General features: G+C 48.5%; 4 protein-coding genes and 1 pseudogene. 1 reads left to right on the top strand and 4 read right to left on the bottom strand.

The genetic code is table 11. The annotated features are described in order from the left end of the window. Nucleotides 1–364 precede the first annotated feature (364 nt). Both DXZ20_RS04880 and DXZ20_RS04875 read right to left on the bottom strand, forming a co-directional pair. A complete protein-coding gene (locus DXZ20_RS04880; protein WP_163695747.1) occupies nt 365–1159 on the bottom strand; it encodes a hypothetical protein in 795 nt (264 codons plus the stop codon). Further along, a complete protein-coding gene (locus DXZ20_RS04875) occupies nt 1159–1632 on the bottom strand; it encodes a hypothetical protein (protein ID WP_163695745.1) in 474 nt (157 codons plus the stop codon). Before DXZ20_RS04875 ends, DXZ20_RS04880 begins: the two co-directional genes overlap by 1 nt. 47 nt (nt 1633–1679) lie before the next feature. On the opposite strand from DXZ20_RS04875, the gene DXZ20_RS04870 reads away from it, so the two are divergent. After that, nucleotides 1680–2315 carry a BRO-N domain-containing protein gene (locus DXZ20_RS04870; protein ID WP_163696788.1) on the top strand — a complete coding sequence of 212 codons (636 nt, stop codon included), beginning with the start codon at nt 1680–1682 and terminating at the stop codon, nt 2313–2315. Between the two features lie 215 nt (nt 2316–2530). On the opposite strand, the gene DXZ20_RS04865 is transcribed toward DXZ20_RS04870, so the two are convergent. Both DXZ20_RS04865 and DXZ20_RS04860 read right to left on the bottom strand, forming a co-directional pair. After that, nucleotides 2531–2791 carry a hypothetical protein gene (locus DXZ20_RS04865; protein ID WP_163696786.1) on the bottom strand — a complete coding sequence of 87 codons (261 nt, stop codon included), beginning with the start codon at nt 2789–2791 and terminating at the stop codon, nt 2531–2533. A 202-nt stretch (nt 2792–2993) separates the two neighbouring features. After that, nucleotides 2994–3380 (bottom strand): annotated as a pseudogene (locus DXZ20_RS04860) (hypothetical protein); the annotation flags it as partial.

Genomic DNA, 3380 nt, shown 5'->3' with positions numbered 1-3380 from the left:
GACTCAAAGTCGCAAGGCTAACTGGCTCAAAACCGCTCAAGCGGTTAAAGAATCCCTAAAAGCTCTATATTTAGAGCTGCCCAGCCAACCTTGTCCCTTGAGTGGACAGCCCTCAATTAGCGTTGGGTTTTGAACCCAACGTGGGTTTAAGCTTCACTTTGAACCGCTGAACCTGGCAACGGATCACGGCTCGTGGGGTCGAAATCCCAGAGCCGATAACCCCCAGTGTCCGGCACCCAGTCCAAGACATAACGATTAATATTCAACATGTATTCTTCCTAAATTTTCTCAATCAGGTTGATTGAGTCTGAAGCTTTGGGTAGCGTAGATACCAAAGTGTGAAAAGGGTAATCCTGATTCCACCTCAGTTTGTGTGAGGGGATGTAATCAACGGTCTCCGTCCATTGAGAGAAGAGGCAATTAACAAATTACGCATCCAGTCGTCATGATATCGGAAGCCATTGAGTTTCTCAAAGGGACACAAACAGCCTCCATTTTGCTGCTGAGTTTTACGACAGAATGGATGAAAGTTCCACAGCATCGCCATGGAGCGAACGGATAACTCAGCAGCCTCCCAAGCCCCATGAAAATCTTGCATGGCATAGAGTGCCCGGTCGAGATAGTTCATGGGGCGATCCACCTGATTACTGGTGCGATAGGCATTAGGAAAGTCGAAGGCTCTCTGGAAAAATAGAGATTTTTCTCTGAGTCGTTGTAACCGGTCATGGATGGCGTCGGGAAGCTCCACCGATTGTGTCCATTCGAGAAAACGACGCAATCGCTGAGCAAATTGACGTTTGCTGGTGGCGTGATAGATATGCCAAAGCTTGTCGGTTAAGCAGGTGCGTAACTCAGGCTTAGAGCGACACCAATCACGCACTTTAATCACCTCATGTAGAAAGCATAGAATCCAGGTGATGCCAGGAAATAGGGTTTCCCAGGCTCGACGAGTCGCGTCCCATCCATCGGTGGTGACTGTCTCAGGTCGATAGTCAGGGGCATGCTCGCTCATCTCTTGCTCAAAGTCCCCATACGCCGCTTGCAAGTCCTCGTATCCAGCCGTTGGGCTCAGACCACTGCCCACAATACACCCCTTAGCCGCTGTCACCACCCAATAGATACGCTCTCCTTGATGGCTACCATGCTTTTCATCGGCCACTAGATGGGGGGGAGCGACTCTTCTGTTTTCAACGTTGTTCCGACAATGGATGCTCGGCCAAGAGATTGACACAACCGATACCAATGCATCTCCGAGCGGCCCAATACGTAAGCAATCCCATCATAAGAGAGGCCATGCTTTCTCAAATACATTGCTTTGCCTGCTAGCTCAGACGTTTCACTCATATAAGGCGTGACGAAATCGGGACGCAGTTGATAGGCTGTTTTTTGTTTGGGAAGATATATACGACGTGTTTTCAGGTGCTGACGAGCTGAGGTCACCCACCCATGAAACCGATATCCCTCCTCAATTCCCTTGGGGAACAGCTCCGGATAGCTGGCTATTTGCTCGTTCAGGTACTCTCGGTAGGCCTCACGGTCCTCAACCAACTGGTCATAATCAATGCTATCGGCGATGGGCAGGCAGATCGTTTTATCCCCTGCTGTCCCTCGTTGCTTGCGTTTGGCCATCATACTTGGCCTCCAAACTCGATGACCTTATGATATCCAAACAAACTTAGTTGGAACTAGGTTTAAGTGATACCCTTGGCGGGAAGCAAGATTTACTAACGGTTAACGAGCCTGGGTTATATGAGCTGGTCTTTGGTAGTCGCAAACCCGAAGCCAAACGATTTAAGCGCTGGCTAAAGCATGAGGTGTTACCAGCAATCAGAAAAACTGGGTCTTATAGTCTTCAAAAAACTGATTCTGTTCCAGAGCCACAGCCCCTGCAACTGCCCCCTGCTGATGTGAGGCTGCAAAATCTTGCTATTACTATGCGAGACCTTAAAGAGATGCTGGGGCAAGATTTCATCAATCCTCGGGTTCAGCAAAATTGGTGCGACATGGCTAACAATATTGTTGCAGGCGAACAAAAGCAGCTCCCACCTGGTTCAGAAAAGGCAGATGAATGGATGGGCATTGTAGAGTTTGCCGAGAAATTGGGCTATAAGGTCCCGCAAAAGCTTTCATCAACACTTGGGAAACGCGCTAAGGCTTGGTTTGTTGAAACCTATAACAAGAATCCATACGAAGAGCGAAGACTTGTCAATGGTCGTATGTGCCCTGTGAAGCTGTACAACGTGACTGAGTGTGGTGAGGGGTTGAGTCAGATTGTGCGGGAGTATTTGGGGGAGGCTGGGGGGCTGGCGGCATAAATAAATAAAGCAAAACCTTTGATAGGGTAATGCTTGAAAACTCAATCGCTAGCGGTAGAGAAGCCAAATATCGATGCGATATGCGTGATAGAAACACTGGATTCGTAAAGAGCTGGTGAAGTATGTCTCGCACAAGACTATAAAGATTATTCTTATGAGAAAACTATGCTGTCAAAGCGGGCGAGCGTAACTCTCAGCACGAACACTTAAACCTCTTATAAAGCACGAACTTCGCCCGTGACCTCACCAATGACAGGAACGCCAGAAATGTGGGTGGGCAATTGAGCAAGGGTTTCCCTAGTCTTTACGTACACGATAACAGCGTCCTCCCCTTCAAGGGTCTGGCTCATACCAATGCCGACAATGTTCTCAAGATGCCCCAGCTGTCGTTCTGCCTCATCACGAGCAGCCTGCAAACTGGTAGACTCTTCATCAGGCTCATATGTAATGGCAGCATTTTCCACTAAAAAGCTCATAAAGCAACTCCCATTTTTATAGTTTCCACCAATGCCACAGGTGTATATTAGCAATGATATTATGAGTTCAACCATCCAGCACCTCGGATAATGTAAATAGCGTATCGGAATGAACAGAACATTGCTCATGTTTAGGATGAGCAATGTTCTGTATGTTTGATTCGGGGTCAATGCAGCCGATCCATGCAAAGAGTCGGCTCAGTTAAATTAATGTAATATCGAGCGCATTAACTACACGGGACATACGGTTGCAGAAGGTCGTACCGCCACCCCCAGCAAAGAGTAAGCCAACTGGTGGTAAACCACTCTGCCATCCCCATACAAAGGAGCCAGAGTCTCCCCCTGCGGAAAATGTACCGCTGCCAGTTGATCGGACCGAGAACTGGTCTCGAAAGTGGGCTACCCCTGCAGAACCAAACCTGACATTCACAGAGACACCAACTGCCCGGATGAGTCCTTGAGTAAGATTGGTAGTGCGCCCAGTCTTACCAACCACCATGTTTAACTGGGGTGAGGCAAGCGCTGATCCAACCTTGAAGTAACGAGGTGTGGATCCCGTGTGGTAGACGTGGTCTCGACGAACACGTGT

It is taken from the genome of Adonisia turfae CCMR0081 (assembly GCF_011009555.1).
GTDB lineage: Bacteria > Cyanobacteriota > Cyanobacteriia > Phormidesmidales > Phormidesmidaceae > Leptothoe > Leptothoe turfae.
This window is presented reverse-complemented; position numbering and strand designations above follow the sequence as displayed.

Excerpts from the sequence above, each read along its gene's own strand:
- DXZ20_RS04875 (WP_163695745.1), bottom strand. The coding sequence starts at position 1,632 with ATGATGGCCAAACGCAAGCAACGAGGGACAGCAGGGGATAAAACGATC.
- DXZ20_RS04865 (WP_163696786.1), bottom strand. The coding sequence starts at position 2,791 with ATGAGCTTTTTAGTGGAAAATGCTGCCATTACATATGAGCCTGATGAA.